The 20725-nt window shown below is 74.6% G+C and carries 25 protein-coding genes; 13 read left to right on the top strand and 12 right to left on the bottom strand.

Annotated elements, in window-relative coordinates:
- Positions 1-20 precede the first annotated feature (20 nt).
- From grpE to FJQ57_RS16350, 7 genes are all read right to left on the bottom strand, one after another.
- Positions 21-653 carry a nucleotide exchange factor GrpE gene (grpE, locus tag FJQ57_RS16380; protein WP_246081861.1) on the bottom strand — a complete coding sequence of 211 codons (633 nt, stop codon included), beginning with the start codon at positions 651-653 and terminating at the stop codon, positions 21-23.
- On the bottom strand, positions 650-2515 hold the full coding sequence (gene dnaK, locus FJQ57_RS16375) for a molecular chaperone DnaK (protein WP_139982392.1): 1866 nt from the start codon (positions 2513-2515) through the stop codon (positions 650-652). Before dnaK ends, grpE begins: the two co-directional genes overlap by 4 nt.
- A 211-nt stretch (positions 2516-2726) precedes the next feature.
- On the bottom strand, positions 2727-3131 hold the full coding sequence (locus FJQ57_RS16370; RefSeq protein WP_211349005.1) for a GNAT family N-acetyltransferase: 405 nt from the start codon (positions 3129-3131) through the stop codon (positions 2727-2729).
- 41 nt (positions 3132-3172) lie between these two features.
- Positions 3173-3595: a hypothetical protein gene (locus FJQ57_RS16365; protein WP_139982389.1), complete on the bottom strand. Its 423-nt coding sequence runs from the start codon at positions 3593-3595 to the stop codon at positions 3173-3175.
- 10 nt (positions 3596-3605) lie between these two features.
- Positions 3606-3830, bottom strand: coding sequence for a hypothetical protein (locus FJQ57_RS16360; protein ID WP_139982386.1), 225 nt, complete (start codon positions 3828-3830; stop codon positions 3606-3608).
- Positions 3827-4420, bottom strand: a complete 594-nt coding sequence (locus tag FJQ57_RS16355) for a hypothetical protein (protein WP_139982383.1) — start codon at positions 4418-4420, stop codon at positions 3827-3829. Before FJQ57_RS16355 ends, FJQ57_RS16360 begins: the two co-directional genes overlap by 4 nt.
- A gap of 9 nt (positions 4421-4429) precedes the next feature.
- Positions 4430-5323, bottom strand: a complete 894-nt coding sequence (locus FJQ57_RS16350; RefSeq protein ID WP_139982379.1) for a LysR family transcriptional regulator — start codon at positions 5321-5323, stop codon at positions 4430-4432.
- A gap of 72 nt (positions 5324-5395) precedes the next feature.
- On the opposite strand from FJQ57_RS16350, the gene FJQ57_RS16345 reads away from it, so the two are divergent.
- The 5 genes from FJQ57_RS16345 to FJQ57_RS16325 are packed head-to-tail and all read left to right on the top strand — an operon-like array spanning position 5396 to position 9651.
- Entirely contained in the window at positions 5396-6112 is a 717-nt protein-coding gene (locus FJQ57_RS16345) for an aspartate/glutamate racemase family protein (RefSeq protein ID WP_139982376.1), read from the top strand.
- Between the two features lie 40 nt (positions 6113-6152).
- Positions 6153-7127 (top strand): M28 family metallopeptidase, encoded by a 975-nt coding sequence (locus FJQ57_RS16340; RefSeq protein ID WP_139982373.1) that lies wholly within the window; start codon positions 6153-6155, stop codon positions 7125-7127.
- Positions 7124-8260, top strand: a complete 1137-nt coding sequence (locus FJQ57_RS16335; RefSeq protein WP_139982370.1) for a CapA family protein — start codon at positions 7124-7126, stop codon at positions 8258-8260. The genes FJQ57_RS16340 and FJQ57_RS16335 overlap by 4 nt, the downstream gene beginning before the upstream one ends.
- Positions 8257-8739: a GNAT family N-acetyltransferase gene (locus FJQ57_RS16330; RefSeq protein WP_139982367.1), complete on the top strand. Its 483-nt coding sequence runs from the start codon at positions 8257-8259 to the stop codon at positions 8737-8739. Before FJQ57_RS16335 ends, FJQ57_RS16330 begins: the two co-directional genes overlap by 4 nt.
- 60 nt (positions 8740-8799) lie before the next feature.
- On the top strand, positions 8800-9651 hold the full coding sequence (locus FJQ57_RS16325; protein WP_139982364.1) for an aldo/keto reductase: 852 nt from the start codon (positions 8800-8802) through the stop codon (positions 9649-9651).
- A 13-nt stretch (positions 9652-9664) separates the two neighbouring features.
- On the opposite strand, the gene FJQ57_RS16320 is transcribed toward FJQ57_RS16325, so the two are convergent.
- Positions 9665-10186: a MarR family winged helix-turn-helix transcriptional regulator gene (locus FJQ57_RS16320; protein WP_246081860.1), complete on the bottom strand. Its 522-nt coding sequence runs from the start codon at positions 10184-10186 to the stop codon at positions 9665-9667.
- Positions 10187-10226: 40 nt separating this feature from the next.
- On the opposite strand from FJQ57_RS16320, the gene FJQ57_RS16315 reads away from it, so the two are divergent.
- A complete protein-coding gene (locus FJQ57_RS16315; RefSeq protein WP_246081859.1) occupies positions 10227-11153 on the top strand; it encodes an EamA family transporter in 927 nt (308 codons plus the stop codon).
- Between the two features lie 38 nt (positions 11154-11191).
- Here the strand turns inward: FJQ57_RS16315 and FJQ57_RS23385 are convergent, their stop codons facing one another.
- The gene (locus FJQ57_RS23385; RefSeq protein WP_246081858.1) at positions 11192-11860 is read right to left on the bottom strand and encodes a SecDF P1 head subdomain-containing protein; all 669 of its coding nucleotides are present in this window, start codon (positions 11858-11860) and stop codon (positions 11192-11194) included.
- 87 nt (positions 11861-11947) lie between these two features.
- Here FJQ57_RS23385 and FJQ57_RS16305 point away from each other — a divergent pair, with 87 nt between their 5' ends.
- Positions 11948-13147 carry an MFS transporter gene (locus FJQ57_RS16305; protein WP_246081857.1) on the top strand — a complete coding sequence of 400 codons (1200 nt, stop codon included), beginning with the start codon at positions 11948-11950 and terminating at the stop codon, positions 13145-13147.
- A gap of 145 nt (positions 13148-13292) precedes the next feature.
- Here the strand turns inward: FJQ57_RS16305 and FJQ57_RS16300 are convergent, their stop codons facing one another.
- Positions 13293-13898 (bottom strand): hypothetical protein, encoded by a 606-nt coding sequence (locus tag FJQ57_RS16300; protein WP_139982351.1) that lies wholly within the window; start codon positions 13896-13898, stop codon positions 13293-13295.
- Positions 13899-13973: 75 nt separating this feature from the next.
- Positions 13974-14402 (bottom strand): nuclear transport factor 2 family protein, encoded by a 429-nt coding sequence (locus tag FJQ57_RS16295; protein WP_139982348.1) that lies wholly within the window; start codon positions 14400-14402, stop codon positions 13974-13976.
- Positions 14403-14448: 46 nt separating this feature from the next.
- Between FJQ57_RS16295 and FJQ57_RS16290 the strand changes: the two genes are divergently transcribed.
- The 6 genes from FJQ57_RS16290 (at position 14449) to FJQ57_RS16265 (ending at position 19726) form a co-directional block, all read left to right on the top strand.
- Complete coding sequence (locus tag FJQ57_RS16290; protein WP_139982345.1) at positions 14449-15345, top strand: TIGR03619 family F420-dependent LLM class oxidoreductase; 897 nt, start codon at positions 14449-14451, stop codon at positions 15343-15345.
- On the top strand, positions 15342-16505 hold the full coding sequence (locus tag FJQ57_RS16285) for a hypothetical protein (RefSeq protein ID WP_139982342.1): 1164 nt from the start codon (positions 15342-15344) through the stop codon (positions 16503-16505). Before FJQ57_RS16290 ends, FJQ57_RS16285 begins: the two co-directional genes overlap by 4 nt.
- Complete coding sequence (locus tag FJQ57_RS16280; RefSeq protein ID WP_246081856.1) at positions 16502-17335, top strand: SDR family oxidoreductase; 834 nt, start codon at positions 16502-16504, stop codon at positions 17333-17335. The genes FJQ57_RS16285 and FJQ57_RS16280 overlap by 4 nt, the downstream gene beginning before the upstream one ends.
- Positions 17332-18504: a sulfotransferase family protein gene (locus FJQ57_RS16275; protein ID WP_246081855.1), complete on the top strand. Its 1173-nt coding sequence runs from the start codon at positions 17332-17334 to the stop codon at positions 18502-18504. Before FJQ57_RS16280 ends, FJQ57_RS16275 begins: the two co-directional genes overlap by 4 nt.
- Positions 18505-18650: 146 nt before the next feature.
- Positions 18651-19211: an rRNA adenine N-6-methyltransferase family protein gene (locus FJQ57_RS16270; RefSeq protein ID WP_139982339.1), complete on the top strand. Its 561-nt coding sequence runs from the start codon at positions 18651-18653 to the stop codon at positions 19209-19211.
- A 41-nt stretch (positions 19212-19252) separates the two neighbouring features.
- Positions 19253-19726 (top strand): hypothetical protein, encoded by a 474-nt coding sequence (locus tag FJQ57_RS16265; protein ID WP_139982336.1) that lies wholly within the window; start codon positions 19253-19255, stop codon positions 19724-19726.
- Between the two features lie 4 nt (positions 19727-19730).
- On the opposite strand, the gene FJQ57_RS16260 is transcribed toward FJQ57_RS16265, so the two are convergent.
- Positions 19731-20666 (bottom strand): helix-turn-helix domain-containing protein, encoded by a 936-nt coding sequence (locus FJQ57_RS16260; RefSeq protein WP_170219475.1) that lies wholly within the window; start codon positions 20664-20666, stop codon positions 19731-19733.
- Positions 20667-20725: the final 59 nt, after the last annotated feature.

The raw sequence follows: 20725 nt of genomic DNA, 5'->3' as shown, positions 1-20725 counted from the left end.
TTCCTGTCCGGTCCCGGGGTCTACTCCGGGTCGACGACGAGCACCTGCGCCGCGCGCACGACCCGCTCGCCGATGGCGTAGCCGGCCTTGGCGACGACCTTGCACGTCGTCACGGTGACCTCGGGGTCGGTGCCGAGGTGGCTCAGCGCGTCGTGCCGGGTCGGGTCGAAGGCGTCGCCCGGCTCGCCGTACTTGACGAGGCCGGCGGCCGCGACGACCCGCTCGAGCTGCTCGGCCACCGACTTGAACCCACCCTCGACCTCGCCGTGCTCGCGGGCCCGGTCGATGTTGTCGAGGACCTCGACGATCGGGGCCAGCGCGCTGAACTTCGCGTTCTGGACGACGACGTCGCGGTCGCGCTCGGTGCGCCGCTTGTAGTTGATGAACTCGGCCTGGGTGCGCTGCAGGTCGGCCAGCCGCTCCTCGGCCAGTCGCTCGGCCAGCACGAGCCGGTCGCCCGGTGACTCGGGCACCGCGGGGTCGAGCGGGGCCTCGACCTCGGTCTCGGCCCCGACCTGGCCCTCCGGCACGCCGGTGGCCGCCGACCCGTCCGGAGCGGTGGCGGCCGCCTCGGCCGCCGCCACCGCCTCGTCCTGGAGCGACCCCTCGACCGGCTCGGGCTGCTGCTCGGGCTGCTGAGGGGTCTCGGTCACTTCTCGCCCTCGGCCTTCTCGTCGTCGACGACCTCGGCGTCGACCACGTCGGCGTCGACGACGTCGTCGTCGGCCTCACCGGTCGCACCCGTGGTGCCCCCGGCCGCGGCCTGGTCGGCCTCGGCGGCGGCGTACATCGCGGCGCCCATCTTCTGGCTGGACTCGTTGAGCTTGGTGACGCCGGCGTTGATGGACTCCGGCGACGCCTCGGCGTCCTCGAGCGTCGTCTTGAGGGCGTCGACGTCGGCCTGGACCTCGGTCGTGACGTCCTCGGGGATCTTGTCGCCGTTGTCGGCCAGGAACTTCTCGGTCGTGTAGACCAGCTGGTCGGCCTGGTTGCGGGCCTCGACGGCCTCGCGACGCTTGGCGTCCTCCTCGGCGTACTGCTCGGCCTCGCGGACCATCCGGTCGATCTCGTCCTTGCCCAGCGCCGAGCCACCGGAGATGGTCATCGACTGCTCCTTGCCGGAGCCCTGGTCCTTGGCCGAGACGTGCACGATGCCGTTGGCGTCGATGTCGAAGGTGACCTCGATCTTCGGCACGCCGCGCGGGGCCGGCGGGAGGCCGGTCAGCTCGAAGTTGCCGAGAGGCTGGTTCTGCGCCCACATCTGGCGCTCGCCCTGGGCGACCTTGATCTCGACCGACGGCTGGTTGTCGTCGGCGGTGGTGAAGATCTCCGAGCGCTTGGTCGGGATCGTGGTGTTGCGCTCGATGAGGTTGGTCATCACGCCACCCTTGGTCTCGATGCCCAGGGAGAGGGGGGTGACGTCGAGCAGCAGGACGTCCTTGACCTCGCCCTTGAGGACGCCGGCCTGGAGCGCGGCACCGATGGCCACGACCTCGTCGGGGTTGACGCCCTTGTTGGGCTCCTTGCCGCCGAGCAGCTCCTTGACGACCTCGGTCACCGCGGGCATGCGGGTCGAGCCGCCGACGAGGACGACGTGGTCGATCGCGGAGACCGCGACGCCGCCGTCCTTGAGGACCTGCTGGAAGGGCTTCTTGGTGCGCTCGAGCAGGTCGGCGGTGAGCTTCTGGAACTCGCTGCGGGTCAGCCGCTCCTCGAAGTGCAGCGGGCCGGACTCGCCGTGGGTGATGTAGGGCAGGTGGATCGTGGTCTCCGAGGAGGAGGACAGCTCGATCTTCGCCTTCTCCGCGGCCTCCTGGAGGCGCTGCTTGGCGATCTTGTCGGCGCCGAGGTCGACCCCGTTGGAGTTCTTGAACTTGGTGACCATCCACTCGACGACCTTGTTGTCCCAGTCGTCGCCACCGAGGTGGTTGTCGCCCGAGGTCGCCTTGACCTCGACGACGCCCTCGCCGATCTCGAGCAGGGACACGTCGAACGTGCCGCCACCGAGGTCGAAGACGAGGATGGTCTGGTCGTCGCCCTTGTCGAGGCCGTAGGCCAGCGCGGCCGCGGTCGGCTCGTTGACGATGCGGCTCACGTTGAGGCCCGCGATCTCGCCGGCCTCCTTGGTGGCCTGGCGTTGGGCGTCGGAGAAGTACGCCGGCACGGTGATGACCGCGTCGGTGACGGTCTCGCCGAGGTAGGCCTCGGCGTCGCGCTTGAGCTTCTGCAGCACGAACGCGGAGATCTGCTGGGGGGTGAACGACTTGTCGTCGATCTTCTGCGACCAGTCGGTGCCCATGTGGCGCTTGACCGACCGGATGGTGCGGTCGACGTTGGTGACGGCCTGGCGCTTGGCGACCTCGCCGACCAGCACCTCGCCCGACTTGGCGAAGGCGACGACGGACGGCGTGGTGCGTGCGCCCTCGGCGTTGGCGATGACGGTGGGCTCGCCGCCCTCCAGGACGGCGACGACGCTGTTGGTCGTGCCGAGGTCGATGCCGACAGCTCGTGCCATGGTGTGTCCTCCGTGCTTCCTACGTGATGGGGAGTCAGACAAGTTGAGTCTGGATGGCTCAAGTCTTGCACAGGGCACAACGGGTGGTCGGTCAGGGTTGTTCCGGTCGTGGTGGGACCGCGAGGTGTGGTCTTCGTCATACGTGGCGGCGACCGGAGGCACCCAGGCGCATGACGTCCCCGACGTCCCCGACCGGAGCGGAAGACCCCGCTCAGGCGCCCGGGTAGATCCGGAACCCGCCCATCCGCGTGTGCTCGAACCGCTCGTAGAACCCCTCCGCGTCGCCGGCGGCGTCGGTGACGAGGTCCATCCGCAGCGTCCCGGTGGCCTGGAACGTCGCCACGACCAGCAGCCGGGCGATGCCGCGGCGACGGTGGTCGGGCCGCACGGCCAGGAAGGACAGGTGCGACTGCAGCACCCCGTCGCCCAGGGCCTGCGCCCAGCCGACCACGCCGTGCTCGCCGCAGGTCGCGACGTGCGCCGCCGACCCGGGCGCGGTGCACACGCGCGCGACCACCTCGGGGTCGGCCAGCGAGGGCCACTGCACGGCGATGGCCAGGTGCGCGACGGCCGGGGCGTCGTCGTCCTCGAACGGGCGCACCTCGACCGTGCTCACGACCTGCACGGTACGGACGGGGACCGCCGCACTCCCACCCCTCAGGCGAGGTACTCCCGACGACGCCGGGCCAGGCTGCCCGCGACGACCAGCACGGCACCGCCCGCGAGTCCCGCCTGCAGGGCCACCGCGGTCCGCCGGCCCCGCGCCTGGTCGCAGGAGGCTGCGACCGTCGAGCCGAAGACGTCGCGGCTGATCCGCGGGTCGCCGTCACCCTCGACGTCGAGGTCCGGATCGACCACCTCGCCGTCACGGCGGGTCTCGACGACCCCGCCGTCACCCGGGGAGGCCATCACCGCCGCGCACGTGGCCTCGACCCGCTCGTCGGGAGCGGCGCCGGTGACGCGGTCGACGGCCGGCGAGGTCCACAGGCCGACGACGCCCCAGCCGAGGACGAGGAGGCCGACGACCGCCACCACGGCGATCGCGGTGCGGGAGACGGGGGCGGGGTCGTCGAGAGCCACGTGTCCCGACCTACCCCGCCGCCGGTCGGCCGACACGCACCGCAGTGACCAGGCGGCGGACGACCTCGGCGGTCGCGGGCACGCCGTCGGCCACGGGCCGGTGGACGAGGCCGACGTGGCGGCGGCCGAGCGAGGCCATCGGTTCGGTCAGCGAGGGCCACTGCACGGCGGTGGCCACGCGCGCGACGGCTGGGGCGTCGTCGTCCTCGAACGGGCGCACCTCGACGGTGCTCACCCCCGGCCCACGCCCCGCCCGAACGCCGCGAGAAGGCGCTCGAGGGACCGGTCGGGCGAGGTGTAGGCGCGCACGGCGCCGTCGGCGAGCCGGACCGTGGCGACCCGGTGGTCGCCGCGGGTCGGGTCGTCGGCCACCGTCACGTCGACGACGTCGGCGGCCGCCACCGTGGTCACCCCGACCAGCCAGGAGCCCATCTCGGCGGCCGATGAGGCCCGCTTGAACACCGGCGCCCCGGGAGCCCTCCGCGGCCGCTCGCCCCGGGCGCGCTCGGCCCGGGCCTGCGCGGCGTCGTCCAGCGCCTGCTGGTCGTTGCGCCAGCGGGCCCGGTAGGCGTGGAAGGCGCCCCACCCCAGGGCGACCAGGGCGACGGCGTACGGCACGACGGCGAGCTCCGGATGGCCCGTCCTGCCGAGCAGGCTGCCGAGGCCGAAGCCCACGGCGACCACCGCGAGGGCCAGGACCGACCGGCGCAGGTTGGTCCGGGTGTCCGAGAGCGTCCGCGCGAAGCCGGGCAGCTCGTCGAAGACCACCACCCGGACCCACCGTTCCGGACCCACCTCGGCCGAGACCCACCCACGACGCGCCACGCCGCGACCCTAGGCCGTGTCGCGGGCCGCCCGCCGCACCTCGGCCACCAGGGCGGCCGTCGCCGGGACACCGTCGGCCCCGGGCCGGTGGACGAGGCCGACGTGGCGGCGGCCGAGCGAGGCCATCGGCACGACCTGCACGTCCGGGTGCCGGTAGGCGGCGAGGGCGCTGGCGGGCAGCACGGTGACGCCGAGGCCGCGGGCGACCAGGGCCTGCACGACCACGTAGTCGTCGGTGGTGTGCCGCACGGTCGGGGTGAATCCCGCCGCCTCGCAGCACTCGACCAGGTGCGTGCGGCAGCGCACGCAGCCGCCGATCCAGTCGTCGGCGGCCAGCGCGGCCAGGCCGCGGCGGCCGGGCCCCCGCCGCCCCGGGGGCACGACGAGGTGGACGGCCTCGTCGAGCAGTCGCTGCCACACCAGCGGGCCGAGGCCGGCCGGCGGTCCGTCGTACCCGAAGACGAGCGCGAGGTCGGCGTCGCCGCTCGCCACGGCCGCGAGGGCCTCGGGGGGCTCGGCCTCCTCCAGCCCGACCGTGACGTCGGGGTGGGCCGCGGCGAGGGCGCCGACGGCCTCGGGCACCAGGGTCGCGGCGGCCGACGGGAACGCGACGAGGCGCACCCGCCCCGCCCGCAGCTGGGTCAGCGCGGCGAGCTCCTCCTCGGCGGCGTGGAGCTCGGCGGCGACCACGTCGGCCCGGCGCAGCAGCAGCTCACCGGCCTCGGTCGGGGTGACGCCGCCCGGGCCGCGCAGCAGCAGCGGGGCGCCGGCGTCGCGCTCGAGGCGGGCGAGGTGCTGGCTCACCGCCGGCTGGGTCCAGCCGAGCGTGCGGGCGGCCGCGCTGATCGACCCGGCGCGGGCGACGTCGCGCAGGATGAGGAGGCGGCGAGGGTCGAGGGCCACAAGCTCAGGTTATGCCTTCTCCTACGAGGTCGGGGATTCCTTCTGGCCCCGCGGTCCGCCAACCTGGGGGACATGCAGACCATCGGCCTCGTCGGCGGCATGTCCTGGCACTCCACCGCCACCTACTACCGGATCGTCAACGAGGTCGTCGCGGCCCGGCTCGGCGGCCACGCCTCGGCCCGCGTCTCGCTGCAGTCCCTCGACTTCGCCGAGGTGCGCGACTGCCAGGTGCGCGGCGACTGGGAGGGCTCGGCCCGGCTCCTCGCCGAGGCCACCGGGCGGTGCGTCGCCGGCGGCGCCGACGTCGTCGGGCTGTGCACCAACCTGATGCACAAGAACTTCGCCGCCCTCGAGGCCGCCGCCACCGCCCGCGGCGCCCGGGCCGTGCACATCGCCGACGCCGTGGCCGCGGTCGCCCAGCGCCACGGGTGGACCACCCTCGGCCTGCTCGGCGCCCGCTGGGTGATGGAGGAGACCTTCTACGCCGACCGGCTCGCCCGCCACGGCATCACCGTCGTCGTCCCCGACGCGGCCGGCCGCGAGCTGGTCGACCGGGTCGTCTTCGACGAGATCACCCAGGGCGTCTTCCGCCCGGAGTCGCGGGCGGCGTACGTCGAGGTGATGCGCGACCTGCAGGCCCGCGGCGCCGACGCGGCCGTGCTCGCCTGCACCGAGATCGGGCTGCTCGTCGGGGCCGAGGACGCCCCGCTCCCCCTCGTCGACTCCGCCGTCGCGCACGCCGAGCTGCTGGCCGAGCTCGCCCTCGCCGACGCGCTGGTGCCCGCCTGAGCGGTCCCCACCGCTTGACCAGGGTTGCGACCATCGGCGCATGCGCCGCGCCGCAGGTCTCGTCCTCGCCCTCGGGTTGACGGCGTCTGCCTGCTCCGGCCCCGACGACGATCTCGACGGCTTCCCCGTCGCCGGACCACCGAGCGGGCTCGCGACACCGACGACGACCCCGACGACGCCCCCCGCACCCGAGCCCGCTCCGCGGCCGACCCGGGTCTCCCCCGACGACCTGCGACCCGCCACGGCGGTGGCGGCGGTCGCGCACCTGGCCGGCGAGGTCGGCCCCCGACCGGGCCACACCGCGGCCTACCGCCGCGCGGCCGCCTGGGCCGAGGGCGAGCTGGCGTCGTACGGCTGGACCGTGCGGCGGCAGCGGTTCTCCACCCCGGCCGGGGTGTCGTGGGGCGTGCCCGTCGAGGCCGGGCCGTCGGTCAACCTGGTCGCCACCCAGGGCGAGGCGCGTCCGGGTGGGCCGTGGCTGCTCGTCGGCGCCCACCTCGACACCGTGCCGCAGGCCCCGGGCGCGGAGGACAACGCCTCCGGCGTCGGGCTCGTGCTCGCCGTGGCCGAGGCGCTCGAGCAGCGCCGGGCACGGCTGCCGGTGACGCTCGTGCTGTTCGGGTCCGAGGAGCCGCGCGGGCCCGGCGACGCCCACCACTACGGCTCGAAGGCGTACGTCGCCTCCCTCTCCCCCGCCGAGCGACGCGGGCTGCGCGGGATGGTCTCGCTCGACCGGGTCGGCGTCGGGTCGGTCGTGCCCGTGCAGACCGTCGGCGAGGCCAACGCGGTCAGCCGCGAGCTGCTCGCCGCCGCCCGCCGGGCCGGCGTCCCGACCGAGGAGCAGGCGTTCGAGACCTCCAGCGACCACGAGTCGTTCACCGACGACGGGCTGCCCGCCGCGCGCCTCGGCTCCACGCCGTACGCCGGCTACCACAGCCCCCAGGACGTGCCCGCCGTCGTCGAGCGCGAGCAGCTGGCGCGGGTCGGGCGGATCGTGCTGGGCTGGCTGCGATGAGGCGTCGCGGCGCAGCCGCCGTCCTGGTGGCCGCCGCCCTCGCCGGCTCCTGCTCGACCGATCCCGCGCCCGACCCCGACGCCGGTCCGAGCCCCACCGCCACCCCGAGCCCGGGCCCGAGCACGACGCCGGCCGCGCCCCCGACGCCCCAGCCCCGCCCGCGCCCGTTCACCCTGGCCGTGGCCGGCGACGTCCACCTGGAGGGCCCGCTGCGCGCCCGGCTCGAGGCCGACCCCGCCACCACCCTCGCGCCGGCGTTCGGCGCGTTGGCCGAGGCCGACCTCGCCGTGGTCAACCTCGAGACGTCCGTCGGCCGGGGCGGGCGTCCCGAGCCCGGCAAGCGCTTCGTCTTCACCGCTCCTCCGGCGGCGTTGACCGCCCTCGCCGCGGCCGGCGTCGACGTGGCCACGATGGCCAACAACCACGCCCTCGACGTCGGCCGCGGGGTGCTGACCGGGCCCGACGGCACCCTGGCCGCCGCCCGCGCGGCAGCCGCAGCCGACCCGCCGCTCGACGTCGTCGGGGTCGGCCGCGACGCCGCCCAGGCCTTCGCCCCGGCGGTGCGGGAGGTGCGGGGCAGCCGGGTCGCGGTGCTCGGCGCGACCGTCGCGGGCGCCGACCCCACCGCCGACCCGACCGGCCAGTGGGCGGCGACCGACGACCGGCCCGGCACGGCCGACGCCCTCGACCCCACCCGGCTGCTGGCCGCGGTCCGCTCGGCCGACCGCGGCGCCGACGTGGTGGTCACCTACCTGCACTGGGGCGTGCAGGGCGAGTCGTGCCCCGACGACCGGCAGCGCTCGCTGGCCCGCCGGCTCGTCGACGCCGGGGCCGACGTCGTCGTCGGCTCGCACGCGCACGTGCTGCAGGGCGACGGGCGGCTCGGCCCGGCGTACGTGGCCTACGGCCTGGGCAACCACGCCTGGTACACGCCCTCGACGACCACGACGCTGACCCTCACGGTCCGCCCACCCACGGCCCCGGGCGGCCGGGCTCGCGTCGTCGCCGTCGACCGGGCGCCCGCACGCACCGGGGCCGACGGGCTGCCCGCACCCCTGCGCGACGCCGAGGCGCAGGCGGTTCTCGACGACGTACGACGGCTGCGGTCGTGCGCCGGGCTGGCGGCCCCGTGACGGCCCACCTCCGCGACGCCGACGCCGCCGACCGCGACGTCCTCCTGGACGCGCTCGTCGAGGCGGTGGACTGGGCGGGCACCGGCACCCTCGCAGCGGCCGACGTGCTGGCCACCCCCGAGCTCGCCCGGTACGTCGATGCGTGGCCCCGGCCGGGGGACGGGGGCGTGGTGGCCGAGGTGGCCGGCGAGCCGGTCGGCGCGCTGTGGTGGCGCCTGTTCCCGGCCGACGCACCGGGCTACGGTTTCGTCGCCACCGACGTGCCCGAGCTCTCCGTCGCCGTGCTGCCCGGCCACCGGGGCCAGGGGGTCGGCCGCCTGCTCGTCGACGGAGCGGTCGAGCGAGCCCGGCGCAGCGGCGTGTGCGCGCTGTCGTTGAGCGTCGCCGACGGCAACCGGGCGCGCCGGCTCTACGAACGCGCGGGCTTCCGACCCGTGGCCCGCGTCGGTGCGTCCGCCGTCCTGCTGCTCGACCTGTGACCCGGGCCTCATCCGTCCGGGTCTGGGAACAACCCGCGGCCGCGTGGTGTGGTCACAGGTATGGCTACGACCGTTCCGAACCTGACCCTCAACAACGGCACGACCATCCCGCAGCTCGGCTTCGGGGTCTTCCAGGTGCCGCCGGAGCAGACCGCCGACACCGTCACCAAGGCGTTCGAGGCCGGCTACCGCCACATCGACACCGCGCAGATGTACGGCAACGAGCAGGAGACCGGCGTCGCGATCGCCTCCTCCGGCATCCCGCGCGACGAGCTCTTCATCACCAGCAAGCTCAACAACGGCTTCCACCGGCCCGACGACGCCGAGCGGTCCTTCGACGAGACCTTGGCCAAGCTCGGCCTGGAGCAGATCGACCTGTTCCTCATCCACTGGCCCCTGCCCACGCTGTACGACGGCGACTACGTCTCGACCTGGCGGACCCTGGTCTCCTTCGTCGCCGACGGCCGCGCCCGGTCGGTCGGCGTGTCCAACTTCCAGCCCGCCCACCTCGACCGCATCGTGGCCGAGACCGGCGTCGTCCCCGCGGTCAACCAGATCGAGGCGCACCCGTTCTTCCTCAACGACGAGGCCCGCGCGGCCTCGCACCGCCACGGTGCGCTCGTCGAGGCCTGGTCGCCCATCGCGCAGGGCGCGGTGCTCGACGACGAGACGATCGGCAAGGTCGCCGCGGCGCACGGCAAGACGGCCTCGCAGGTCACGCTGCGCTGGCACGTGCAGCGCGGCGACATCGTCTTCCCCAAGACGATGTCGCCCGAGCGGATGGCCGAGAACTTCGCCATCTTCGACTTCGAGCTGACCGACGACGAGATGGGCGCGATCAGCGGCCTCGACAAGGGCGAGGACGGCCGCACCGGCCCCAACCCCGACCAGTTCGACTACGTACCGGAGTGACCCCCGGCTGATCTCAGGCGGGTCGCTCGAATCCCTCGAGCGCCCGCGCCCACGTCGCCAGGAGCCCGGCGAGCGCCTCCCGCTCGCCGGGCTCCAACGCGTCCAGGAGCCGGTGCTCGTTGGCGACGTGCTCCTCGACGAGCCGGTCGACCAGCACCAGCCCGCCCGCGGTGAGGCGGACCCGGCGCGAACGGGCGTCGTCGGCACACGGGCGCCGCTCGACGTGGCCCGCGGCGACGAGCCGGTCGACCCGCTTGGTCACCGCACCCGAGGTGACCATCGTGGTCGCGCCGAGCTCACCCGGCGTCAGCTCGTACGGCGCCCCGGAGCGCCGCAGCGCCGCCAGGACGTCGAAGTCGCCCGCGGCCAGGCCGGCGGCCGCGAACACCGGGCGCAGCTCCTCGTCGAGCCGCGCGGCCAGCCGGTGCAGCCGGCCGATGACGCCCATGGGCGAGACGTCGAGGTCGGGTCGCTCGACGCGCCACTGCTCGAGGAGGCGGGCGACGTGGTCGCTGTGGACGCCGTGGTCGGTCACGGGCTGGACGGTATCTCACGCGGAAGATAGTTTGTCTTCCGTGGAAGACAACAGCCTGCGACCGGCCCTCGTCGCCGCCGTCGCCCCGCTCGCGTGGGGCACGACCTACCTGGTCACCGAGCAGTGGCTGCCGCCGGACCGGCCGCTGTTCGCCGCGCTGGTCCGCGCCCTGCCCGCCGGCCTCCTGCTGCTCCTGGTCGTCCGCCGGCTGCCACCCACCCGGCAGTGGTGGCTGCGGGCCGCCGCCCTCGGCGCCTGCAACATCGGGCTCTTCTTCCCCCTCGTCTTCCTGGCCGCCTACCACCTGCCCGGCGGCCTGGCCGCCACCGTGCAGGCCGCCTCGCCGCTGGCCGTGATGGCGCTGGCCCTGCCCCTGCTGCACGAGCGGCCCGGCGTCGTACGCGTGGGAGCGGCGCTGGTCGGCCTGTCCGGCGTCTGCCTGCTCGTGCTGCGCTCCCCCGACGGCGTGACCGCGCTCGGCCTCGCCGGCGCCTTCGGCTCGGTGGCCGTCTCGGCGCTCGGCTTCGTCCTGGTCAAGAAGTGGGGCCGCCCCGAGGGCGTCTCGATGCTCACCATGGTGTCCTGGCAGTTCCTCGCCGGCGGGCTGCTGCTGCTGCCCGTCGCGCTGCTCGTCGAGGGCGCGCCGCCGGCGCTCGACCTGCCCGCCGTCGGCGGCTTCCTGTGGATCGGGGGCGCGGGCACCGTGCTCGCCTACACCTGCTGGTTCCGCGGCCTGTCCCGCCTGCCCGCCGGCGCGGTCTCGCTCGTCGGGCTGCTCAACCCGGTGACGGGCACCGTGCTCGGCGTCACGTTCGCCGCGGAGGCCTTCGGGTGGGTCCAGGCCCTCGGCATGGCCCTGGTGCTGGGCGGCGTCCTGGCCGGCCAGCGGCGTACGGCGCCGACCGCTCCGCTCGCACCCGCCGTGGCCCCACCGGTCCCACCGGTCCCGGTCACCACGCGACCCTGACAGCGGGGCATCGCGGGCGCGGGCTCGAGGTGGGGCGGTCAGCCGCCGGCCGCGATGGCCGCGGCGAGCTCGCGGGCCCGGTCCTCGGTGAAGCCCCCGTTGATCTGCAGCCGGCCGTCGCTGACGGTCTGGGTGGAGTACGGCGCCGCGAGCACCACACCGTCGAGCACGAACGCCACGGTGTCGCCGTCCGGCCCCTTCGCCAGCCCCTCCGAGAGCGCGGCGACCTGCTCGGCTGCCGCCTCGCCCAGGTCGACGTCGACGGCCCAGGTGTCGGTGCCCTTCGCGACGTACCCGGCCCCCTCGACCCCGCCGACGACGTCGGCCGGGGCGAGGGCGAACCGGACCGGGGGATGAGGGGGCACACCCTCGGTCGCCTCCCGCCCGGGCTCGCAGGCGTACCTGACCTCCTCGGCCGGCACCGGCGCACCGGGGTCGGCGCAGTCCAGGGCGAGCAGCGTCTCCCGGTCGCAGGCCGGCCCGCCGGGACCGCCCGAGCCGGCGACGTCGGCACACAGGGGCGACACGTCGCTGGCCAGCACCCGGCGCAGCTCCAGCGGACGTTGGTCGGCCCGGCCGCCACCGACGAACGCGGGGCCACCCGCCGACGACGCCTCCCGGTCGGTCCCGCAGCCGGTGAGCGTCGGGACCAGGGCCACGCCCAGCGCCACGAGGAACGACACGGTGACCATCCCCAGCCGGCACATGGCCGGATCGTGCCACGCCCCGGCTCCGCCCACACCCGCCGCCGTGGGGTTGGATGGCCCGGTGCCCCGCTGCCCCGCCGACCCGTGGTGAGCGAGCCCGCGAGCGGGTTCCGGCTGCGCGACGTCGCGCTGTCGGCGTACGGGCCCACGCTGGTGAGCGCCACCGGGTACGGCGCCGTGACGCCGGTGCTCGCGCTGCGTGCCCGTGACCTCGGGGCCGACGTCAGCACCGCGGCCGCCGTGGTCGCGCTGCTCGGCGTCGGGATGCTCGTGGCGTCCCTGCCCGTGAGCGTCGTCGTGGCGCGGGTCGGGGAGAAGAAGGCGCTGGTCGCCGCGGGCCTCGTCGACGCCGCAGCCATGCTGCTCGGCGCCCTGGCCGGGACGGTGGCGCTGCTGGCCGTCTCGGTCGTGGTCAGCGGGATGACGTGGACGACGTTCCTGATGGCCCGGCAGGGGTTCATGATCGACGCGGTGCCGCTGAGCCACCGCGCGCGGGCGCTGTCGATCCTCGGCGGGTCGACGCGCGTCGGCGTGCTCGTCGGTCCGCTGCTGGGGGCGGGGCTCATCCCGCTGGCCGGCCTGCCGGCGGTCTTCGTGCTCGCCGCCGTGTGCTCGGCCGCGGCGGCCCTGCTGGCCTGGCGGGTGCCCGACCTCGGGGAGGACCGCCGCCTGGCGCAGCGCGAGCGCGGTCAGCCGCGCGTGTGGCGGGTGCTGGCCGACCACCGCCGCACCCTGCTCACCCTGGGCAGCGTGGTCGCGGTCATCTCCGCCTCGCGGTCGGTGCGCACCGGGCTGCTACCGCTGTGGGCCGACCACGTGGGGATGTCGGCGAGCACGACCTCGCTCGTCCTCGCGCTCGCCGCACTCGTCGACATCGTCTTCACCTACCCCGGCGGCTGGCTGATGGACCACCGCGGCCGGGTCGTCATCGCCGTCCCCGTCGTGCTGACCGTCGCCGTCGGGTCGCTGCTGCTGCCGCTGGCCACGTCGACCGCGGGCGTCGCGGCCGTGGCCGTGCTCATCGCCGCCGGCAACGGCCTCGGCTCCGGCATCGTCATGGTGCTCGGCGCCGACGCCGCCCCCGACGAGGGACGCGCGCAGTTCCTCGGCGGCTGGCGCCTGTGCGGCGACATCGGCCTCTCCGGGGGCCCGCTCGTCGTCAGCGCCCTGGCCGCCGTGGCCCCCCTCGCCGTGGCCGCCCTGGCCGTCGGTGCCCTCGGCCTCGCGGGCACCGCGTGGACGGGGTGGTGGGTCGGCCGCGCCGACCGGGCGCGGACGAGCGCCTAGCGGCGCGGGGGCCGGCCTGCCGTGGCGCCGGCGTGGGGTGACGGGGACGTCGTCCGAGCTGGTTGCCCACGCAGCCAGGACGCAGGACGTCCGACCCGGCCCCGAGGCCACCGCGGCCGCGTCGCAGGGGCGGCGGCGACCGCCGTCACGAGATGGTGACCGTGACCTCGTTGCTGGCCAGCCCGGTGTCGGTGTCGATGACGCGGAAGCGGTTGGGCCCGAGGGCGCCGGTCTGGATGAAGGTGGAGAAGTCGGTGCCGTTGACCGGGATGGTCACCGGGAAGTCGCCCCACTGGCCGGCCTCGAACTGCTGGACGCGCAGCACCGCGCCGTCGCCGCCGGTGTAGGTGCCGTTGAGGTCGATGGGCTGCATCTGGCCGACTGTGGCCTGGGCCGAGGACAGGGTGATCTCGGTCTCCGGCGCCTCGGGCGTCTCGGAGAACGTCGAGTCGGGCGTCTCGGGCTCGGGCAGGTCGGACAGGGTGATGTACTGCGAGGGCGTGCCACCGGTGTCGGTGGGGTCGGGGATGACGAGGGTCTCGGCCTGGGTGCTCGTGCCGCCGCCCCCGCCGCCACCGCCGCCCAGGCCGGAGGCCTTGGACGCGACGCTGGCGCCGATCGAGAGCACGCCTCCGACGATCACCGCGGCCGCGACGAGCGCGACGAGACCCCAGACGACGGCCATGCCGGGACGCTCGGGCCGCGCGACGTCGTCCTCGTCCGGGTCCTGGCCGGGGTGCAGGTCACTCACGCCGTCATTGTGGGCGACGCCGGGCGCCGACCCAAGTCCCGCCCGCCGGCGACCGCTCCCCCGCGCCTCCCGCCGTCAGATCCCGCGCTTCCAGACGACCTGCTCGTGCAGGCGCCGGCTGCGCCAGCCGGCCGGGGTGCGGACGACGTCGTGGTGGTACATCCCGCCGATCTCCACGATGGTGGTCCCGCCCTGGCCGTCGCGCAGCGGCATCGGGTTGTCGAAGTAGGCGCACACCGCCGCCTCGTCGGGGCCGTCGAAGACGATCTCGACCTGCCCGATGGTGTGCATCCGCTGCGGGAAGAACGCCGGCAGCATCTCGGCCAGCCACGGCTTGACCTCGGCGTACGACGCATGGATGCCGCCGGACTCGGTGTAGTCGATCTGGGCGTCGTCGGTGAAGACGGTGTCGAGCCGGTCCCACTCGCCCGAGTCGATGGCCCGCGTGTAGCGGGTGACGACGTCGGCGATCTCCATGCGGTCGCTGATCTCCTGCAGGTCCACGTGCGGACCCTGGCACAAAACTGGAACACGTTCTAGTGTGCGGCCCGTGAGGTTCTCCTACGCCGAGGCGATGACCCAGGCTTCCCACTACGCCCCACTGGCCCAGGCCGCCGAGGCCGCGGGCTACACCTCGATGACCGTGGCGGACTCGCTGGTCTACCCCCGGGAGTCGGACTCGACGTACCCCTACACCGACACCGGCGACCGGGAGTTCCTCGAGGACAAGGAGTTCATCGAGACGATGGTGATGTGCGCGCACCTGTTCGCGCACACGACCACGCTGCGGCTGACGCCGTTCGTGCTCAAGCTGCCGGTGCGCCCGCCGGTGCTGGTGGCCAAGCAGGCCTCGTCGCTGGCGTTCCTCTCCGGCAACCGTCTCGGTCTCGGCGTCGGGCTGAGCCCGTGGCCGGAGGACTTCGCCAACCTCCAGGTCGACTGGGCGCGCCGCGGCAAGCGGATGGACGAGTGCATGGACATCCTGCGCGGGCTGACCGCGCCGGGCGAGCAGGCGAGCTGGTTCGGCTACTCCGGTGAGTTCTACGAGATCGACGAGCTCAAGCAGTGCCCCGCCCCCACCGAGAAGATCCCGCTGCTCGTCGGCGGCCACGCCGACGCCGCCCTGCGCCGCGCGGTCGTCAAGGGCGACGGGTGGATGCACGCCGGCGGCGACGGCGAGGAGCTCGACCGGCTGCTGGCCCGGCTCGCCGAGATCCGCGCCGAGGAGGGCGACACCCGCGGCCCCGACGAGTTCGAGGTCCACGTCATCTCCTTCGACGCCTACACCCCCGACGGCGTCAAGCGCCTGGAGGACAAGGGCGTCACCGACTGCATCGTCGGCTTCCGCGTCCCCTACATCACGGGCCCCGACACCGAGCCGCTCGAGACCAAGGTCAAGCACCTCGAGTCGTACGCCGAGAACGTGATCGCCAAGGTCGGCGGATGAGCGAGCCCGGCGGGGCCAGCGCCTCGCTCGACCTGACCCGCCCGCTCCAGGAGGCCATCGCCGAGGCCGAGGAGCTCATCGCCAACGCGGCGTTCATCCGCACCGAGCAAGACCGGCTCGAGGGCTACGACTACCTCGCCGGCCGGATCCGGATGGCCATGCAGACGGCGTTCGACTACGACCTCGACCGGCCGCTGTTCGTCAACCCGACCCACCAGTTCTCCCGGCAGGGGCTCGACAACCCCGACGCGATCTACCTCAACGCCTACCTGCGCGAGGGCGTCACCTACGTCGTCCGGGGCCGCCGCGGCACGAGCGCCGACCTGAGCTTCCAGGTCATGGGCGGCGCCTACTCGGCCACCTCGGCCGCGACCAACCTGATGGCCTTCGACGACCGCGAGCTCGACGTGCGCGACGACGGCACGTTCGAGCTCACCTTCACCGCCGAGCCGGGCGCCAGGACGCTCATCGTGCGCGAGGTCTTCAACGACTGGGACACCGAGGAGCGCGGCACGCTCACCATCGAGCGGCCCGACCGCCTCGGCCAACCGGCGACGCCGCTCACCGAGGCGGTGCTGCGCAAGAAGTACGAGGTCGCCGCGCGCTCGCTCACCGGGTCGATCCTGACCTGGTTCGAGTTCCCGAAGTGGTTCGAGCGGCAGGAGCCGGTCAACACCCTCACCCCGCCCCGCTCGACCCCGGGCGGCCTGGCCTCCCAGCGCTCCTCCATCGGCCACTACGAGCTCGACGACGACCAGGCGCTGCTCATCGAGGTGCCGCGCTGCGACGACTGCGCCTACCAGGCGGTGCAGGTCGGCTCCGACTGGTACGCCTCGACCGACTACGAGACCCACCAGACCTCGCTGACCAAGGCCCAGGCGGTCACCGACCCCGACGGCGTCATGCGGTTCGTGCTGTCCGAGCGCGACCCCGGCATCGCCAACTGGCTCGAGGCCACGGGCCACCGCAGCGGCTCGCTGATGCTGCGCTGGCAGCGCCTCGAGCGCGACCTCACCGACGCCGACGGACCCACCGCGACCGTCGTCCCGTTCGACGAGGTCGTCGAGCACCTGCCGTTCCACGAGCCCGTCACCCCGGACCAGCACGCCGCCCGCATCGCCGCGCGCCAGCGCGCCGTCGCCCGAAGGATGATCAGTTGAGCACGACGTCGATCCACCACAGCACCCCCGTCGCCGACGCGTTCACGCCGCCCCCGCTGCTCGAGGGCAAGGTCGTCGTGCTCTCCGGCGTCGGCCCCGGCCTGGGCCGGGCGCTGGGCGAGGAGGCGGCCCGGATGGGCGCCGACCTCGTGCTGGTCAGCCGCACCGAGCGCCGCCTGGAGAAGATGGCCGAGGTCGTGCGCGCCCACGGCCGCCGCGCGCTCGTCGTGCCGACCGACATCACCGACGAGGCTGCCCGCCAGGCCCTGGTCGACCGCACGGTCCAGGAGCTCGGCCGCGTCGACTGCCTCATCAACAACGCCTTCGGCATCCCGCCCATGGACCCGATCAGCACGATCAAGGTCGAGGACCTGCGCGCGGCCAACGAGACCAACGTCTTCGCCCCGCTGCGGCTGACCTCGCTGTTCGCCGACGCCCTGGAGAAGACCCACGGCTCGGTCATCATGCTCAACAGCGCGGTGCAGTTCAGCAGCCAGCCGGAGTACTCCGGCTACAAGCTCTCCAAGGGCGCGCTTGCCCACCTGGCCCACTCCCTGGCCACCGAGCTCGGACCCCGCGGCATCCGCGTCAACAGCGTGGCGCCGTCGTACATCTACGAGGACGTCAACAAGGGCTACTTCGACTGGCTGGCCTCCGAGGCCGGCACCACCCACGACGACGTGTACGCCGAGAAGGCCGCGCCCTGCGACCTCAAGCGGCTCGCGTCGCCGGAGGAGGTGGCCCGGGCGACGCTGTTCCTCGCCTCCGACCTGGCCTCGGCGGTGACCGGGCAGACGCTGACCGTGGACTGCGGGGAGTTCCACTCGTGACCGTCTCGGACCAGTCGCAGAACGTGATGACCCGGGAGCGGGCGGACATCGGGTCCTACGACGACATCGTCGCCGCGGCCCAGCGCACCACGGGCCTCACCGAGATGGGCAGCACGCTGCACGAGCAGGGCCTGCGGGTCCTGGTCGACGACCTCGCCTCGCCGGAGGCCGGGCTGACGCCGCGTGGCAACTACTTCCAGCGCTCGGAGGTCAAGAGCGCGCTGGTCGGGGTGCTGCTGACCCAGTCGGCGTTCGCCCGCTTCCCCCAGCACGCCGACGTGCCCGTCGAGCGGCCGATCTTCGTGATGGGCCTGCCGCGCACCGGCACCACCGCGCTGCACCGGCTGCTGCACGCCGACCCGACGGCCCAGGGACTGGAGATGTGGTTGACCCAGTTCCCCCAGCCGCGGCCGCCGCGCGAGAGCTGGGACGACGACCCGGTCTTCCAGGCCATGCAGGCCGGGTTCGCCGCGCACCACGTCGAGAGCCCCGACTTCATGGGGATCCACTACATGGACGCCACCACCGTCGAGGAGTGCTGGCGGCTGCTGCGCCAGACCGGCAAGTCGAGCTCCTACGAGTCCCTCGCGCACGTCCCGCGCTACTCCGCCTGGCTGCAGCAGCAGGACTGGACCGACGCCTACGCCCGGCACCGCCAGAACCTCCAGCTGGTGGGGCTCAACGACCCCGAGAAGCGCTGGGTGCTCAAGAACCCCTCCCACCTGACCGCCCTCGACGCGCTGATGACGGTCTATCCCGACGCGCTCGTGGTCCACACCCACCGCGACCCGGTCGTGTGCATCGCCTCGTCGTGCTCGCTGTCGGCCGAGACCACGGCCGGCCACTCCACGACGTACACCGGCGAGACCATCGGCCGCACCCAGCTCGACCTCTGGTCCCGGGCCTACCACCGCTACCACGACGCCCGGCCCGCGTACGACGACGCGCAGTTCGCCGACGTCGCCTTCGCCGACCTGGTGCGCGACCCGATCGGCACCGTCCGCGGCATCTACGACCACTTCGGCCTCGACCTCTCGCCCGAGGCGCTGGCCGCGGTCGAGGCGATCGACCGCGAGCAGAAGCAGGGCGGCCGCGCCCCCTCCCACCGCTACGACCTGGCCGACTACGGCCTCACCGAGACCGAGGTGCGGGCCGCGTTCGACCGCTGAGCCCGCGGTGGCTGAGGTGCGAGCGCAGCGAGCCTCGAAGCCCCGCCGGCCCGCCGGCCCGCCGGCCGAAACCCGGTGGACCCGGTCGGCGGCCGGGTGCGAGGGTCGGAGCATGAAGACGACCTGGCTGACCGTGACGGTGCGTCGTGCCCGGGCCGCAGCCCGGGCGGCCCGACCGGTGGGGCTGGCACCCGCTCTCTGACGCCGCGGCACGGCGGCTCGTCGCCGACGCTCCCGTCGGCTCCGGCGACCTCGTGCTCGACCCGGGAGCCGGGCGGGGGGCCATCACCCGTCCGCTCCTCGCGACCGGCGCCCGGGGGCTCGCCGTCGAGCTGCACGCCGGGCGGCTCCGCACGTTGCACGACCTGGCCGTCGACGAGCCGCGGCTGACGGTCATCCGGGCCGACGTGCGCGACCTGCGGCTGCCGCGCCGGCCGTTCCGGGCCGTCGGCAGCCCGCCGTACGACGGGACGAGCGCGCTCCTGGCCCGGTTGCTCACCCCGGGGTCGCGGCTGGTCTCGGCCGACCTGGTCGTGCAGCGCGGCCTGGCCCGGCGGTGGGCCGAGGGCCGCGCCCCCGGCGCCGGACGTTGGTCGCGCCGGTGGTCGGTCGAGGTCGGGCGGGCCGTGCCGCGGCGGGCGTTCGCCCGGCCGCCGCGGGTGGACTCGGTGGTGCTGCGCGCGCGGTTGTCCACAGGCGGCCGGTGACGCCGTTTGTCCCCAGGCCCCGCGGGAGCAGACCGGTCCGCATGACTGCGAACTCCAGCGCTCCCGCCCCGTCCGTGTCCGTCGCGATCCCGCCGTCGTGGCGGCGCCGCCACGACCCGCAGCTCGCCGAGCACGGGGTCGTGCTCGCCGCGCGGGCCCCGGCCCTGCCGGCGAGCGGCCTGCGGCCCGAGCTGCTGCTGCGCGTCGGCCGCACCGACCACGACGACGTCGAGGCCTGGCGCACCGACGCGCTCGGCGACCTCGCCGACCTGCTGGTCGACCTGGCCGTGGAGGACGACGACGTCTTCGACCTCGGTGAGCACGAGGTGGTCTACCACCGGTTCGCCCACCGGGTCGGCACGGTCGACGTCCTCTGCGACCAGTGGTCCTGGCTGGTCGACGGCTGCGGCACGACGCTGACCTGCTCGGCCGCGCGGGAGGACTACCCCGCCTGGTGCGACCTGTTCGAGACCGTCGCCGCCACGGTCGAGCCCGCTGGGCTGATCGAGGCGTAGCGGCTCAACGAGCGGCCAGCGCGTCGAGCCGCGGCCGCGGGTCGGCCTTCTCGAGGTCCCGCACGCCCGCGGTCCACAGCGCCCCCACGGCCATCGTGCGGCGCACCGCGCCGAAGGTGACGACGTGCGCGATGGTGCCGCCCACGCTGTGGGTCGCCATGGGCTGGCAGGTCGTGTCGACGAAGGTGTCGACCATGGCGTCCTCGGCGATGGCCCGGGCCACGAAGTCGCGGTAGTCGCGACCGGCCACGGCATGCCGGGCGGCGAGGCCGGCGACGGTCTGGTCGCTCTCGTCGGGCCAGTCCTGGCCGCGCACGGCGTTGAGCCAGTGCTCCTCCTGGGTGACCATCCCGTTGAGCAGGCCGCGCAGGGTGGGGTCGTCGTCGACGCCCTCCACCGACTGCGTGATGGGCCGGTCGACCACCTCGGCCGGCAGGTCGGCGGCCGCGGCGATGAGTGCGGCGAGGGAGTCGACGTGGTGGTCGACCATCTGCAGCAACAGGTCCATGGAGCTCTCCTTGCGTGGTGCGGGCAGCCGGAGGCCGCCCGGGGGTCGGAAGTGGACGCCGCTCGAGCCGGGCAGCTCGAGCGACCGGACGGTGACCGGCGGACGGGTCCGCGGGCCGTCGCGGAAGGCGGACGGCGGAGCGCCGTACGCCCGCCGGAAGGCCCGCGTGAACGCCTCGTGCGAGCCGTAGCCCGCGGCGACCGCCACGTCGAGCACGGTGCGGTCGGGGTGACGCACCAGCTCGTACGCCGCCCGCTCGAGCAGCACCCGCCGGCGCAGCGCCCCCGGGGCCTCGCCCCCGGCGGCGGTCACGAGGCGGTCGAAGTGGAAGCGCGACAGGTGGGCCCGCGCCGCCAGCTCCGCTCCGCCGGCGTCCGGGTCGTCGAGCCCGGCCTGGGCCAGGTCGAGGAGGAGCGCGAGGGCGTCGGTCACGGGACCAGCCTGCTCCTCAGCCGACCTGGTGCGAATGATCGTCCTTGCGGCACGCTGGG

Source organism: Nocardioides litoris, assembly GCF_006346315.1.
Taxonomy (GTDB): Bacteria; Actinomycetota; Actinomycetes; order Propionibacteriales; family Nocardioidaceae; genus Nocardioides; species Nocardioides litoris.
Note: the sequence above shows the minus strand (reverse complement) of the source record. Positions and strands in the feature narration are given on the sequence as shown.

Coding starts and splice junctions, on each gene's coding strand:
- FJQ57_RS16345 (WP_139982376.1), top strand. CDS start 5,396: ATGCAGACCATCGGCCTCGTCGGCGGCATGTCCTGGCACTCCACCGCC.
- dnaK (WP_139982392.1), bottom strand. CDS start 2,515: ATGGCACGAGCTGTCGGCATCGACCTCGGCACGACCAACAGCGTCGTC.
- FJQ57_RS16340 (WP_139982373.1), top strand. CDS start 6,153: ATGCGCCGCGCCGCAGGTCTCGTCCTCGCCCTCGGGTTGACGGCGTCT.
- FJQ57_RS23385 (WP_246081858.1), bottom strand. CDS start 11,860: ATGTGCCGGCTGGGGATGGTCACCGTGTCGTTCCTCGTGGCGCTGGGC.
- FJQ57_RS16335 (WP_139982370.1), top strand. CDS start 7,124: ATGAGGCGTCGCGGCGCAGCCGCCGTCCTGGTGGCCGCCGCCCTCGCC.
- FJQ57_RS16285 (WP_139982342.1), top strand. CDS start 15,342: ATGAGCGAGCCCGGCGGGGCCAGCGCCTCGCTCGACCTGACCCGCCCG.
- FJQ57_RS16325 (WP_139982364.1), top strand. CDS start 8,800: ATGGCTACGACCGTTCCGAACCTGACCCTCAACAACGGCACGACCATC.
- FJQ57_RS16265 (WP_139982336.1), top strand. CDS start 19,253: ATGACTGCGAACTCCAGCGCTCCCGCCCCGTCCGTGTCCGTCGCGATC.